General features: G+C 62.7%; 2 protein-coding genes. Both read right to left on the minus strand.

The window, feature by feature from the left end:
- Positions 1–581: glucose-1-phosphate thymidylyltransferase RfbA (gene rfbA, locus HMPREF3115_RS20250; RefSeq protein WP_070555764.1), on the minus strand; the 581-nt coding region annotated here is incomplete at its 3' end.
- Between the two features lie 11 nt (positions 582–592).
- Positions 593–1,627 (minus strand): dTDP-glucose 4,6-dehydratase (gene rfbB, locus HMPREF3115_RS20255; RefSeq protein ID WP_070555766.1); only part of this gene is annotated, 1,035 nt, incomplete at its 5' end.

The following is a 1,627-nucleotide window of genomic DNA, read 5'->3' on the forward strand; positions in this document are numbered from 1 at the left end:
CGCGCGGACGGCTTGATGTCGGCCGCGATGTCACACACGCGGTTGTCGTAGAAGTACAGGCCCGTGACCGCATAGTGCGAACGCGGCTTGGCCGGCTTCTCTTCGATCGACAGCGCGCGAAAGTCCTTGTCGAACTCGACGACGCCGTAGCGCTCGGGATCGTGCACGTGATATGCAAACACCGTCGCGCCCGACTCCTGCGCGTTTGCCCGCTCGAGCTGCTTCGCGAGATCGTGGCCGTAGAAAATGTTGTCACCGAGAATCAGCGCCGACGGATCGTTGCCGACGAAGTCCTTGCCGATGATGAATGCCTGCGCGAGACCGTCTGGCGACGGCTGCACCGCGTACTGAATATTCATCCCCCACTGACTGCCGTCGCCGAGCATCGATTCGAAGCGCGGCGTGTCCTGCGGGGTCGAGATGATCAGGACGTCGCGAATGCCCGCGACCATCAGCGTCGACAGCGGATAGTAGATCATCGGCTTGTCGTACACGGGCAGCAGTTGCTTCGATACGGCCTGTGTGATCGGATAGAGCCGCGTGCCGGAACCGCCCGCGAGAATGATGCCTTTGCGTGCCATGTCTGTCACCCTTACGCGCGCTGCGCGTAGTTGGTCTCGACCCACTTGCGGTACTCGCCCGATGCGACTTCGTCGACCCACTGCTGGTTGTCGAGATACCAGTCGACCGTCTTCGCGAGACCCGTTTCGAACGTCTCCGCCGGCTTCCAGCCGAGTTCGCGCTCGAGCTTGCGCGCATCGATCGCATAGCGGCGATCGTGGCCCGGGCGATCCGTCACGTACGTAATCTGATCGCGATACGAGCCCGTTGCCTTCGGCCGCTTCGCATCGAGCAGGTCGCACAGCGTATACACGACCTCGAGGTTCTTCTTCTCGTTCCAGCCGCCGACGTTGTACGTTTCGCCCGGCACGCCGCGCGCGAGTACCTCGCGGATCGCGCTGCAGTGGTCGCCTACATACAGCCAGTCGCGCACGTTCTGGCCGTCGCCGTACACGGGCAGCGGCTTGCCGGCGAGCGCGTTGGCGATCATCAGCGGAATCAGTTTTTCCGGGAACTGGTACGGGCCGTAGTTGTTCGAGCAGTTCGTCGTCAGCGTCGGCAGGCCGTAGGTGTGATGGTACGCACGAACGAGGTGATCGGACCCCGCCTTGGTTGCCGAGTAGGGGCTGTTCGGCGCGTACGGCGTTGTCTCGGAGAATTGCGGATCCGTGGCGGAGAGCGAGCCGAACACTTCGTCGGTCGACACGTGCAGGAAGCGGAAAGCGGCCTTGTCCGCGTCGTTCATGCCGTTCCAGTATTGGCGGGCAGCTTCCAGCAGCGTGAAGGTGCCGACCACATTGGTCTGCACGAAATCGGCCGGGCCGTGAATCGAGCGATCGACATGGCTTTCTGCCGCGAAGTGCAGCACCGCGCGCGGCTTGTGCTCGGCAAACAGCGCATCGAGCGCAGCGCGGTCGCAGATATCGACACGCGCAAACACGTGCTTCGGATTGCCTTCCAGCGACTGCAGCGTACGAAGGTTGCCCGCGTAGGTCAGTTTGTCGACGTTGAGCACGGCTTCGTCGGATGCGCGCAGCCAGTCGAGTACAAAGTTGGCGCCGATAAA

Origin of the sequence: Burkholderia sp. HMSC10F09 (genome assembly GCF_001806955.1) — a bacterium.
GTDB lineage: Bacteria > Pseudomonadota > Gammaproteobacteria > Burkholderiales > Burkholderiaceae > Burkholderia > Burkholderia multivorans.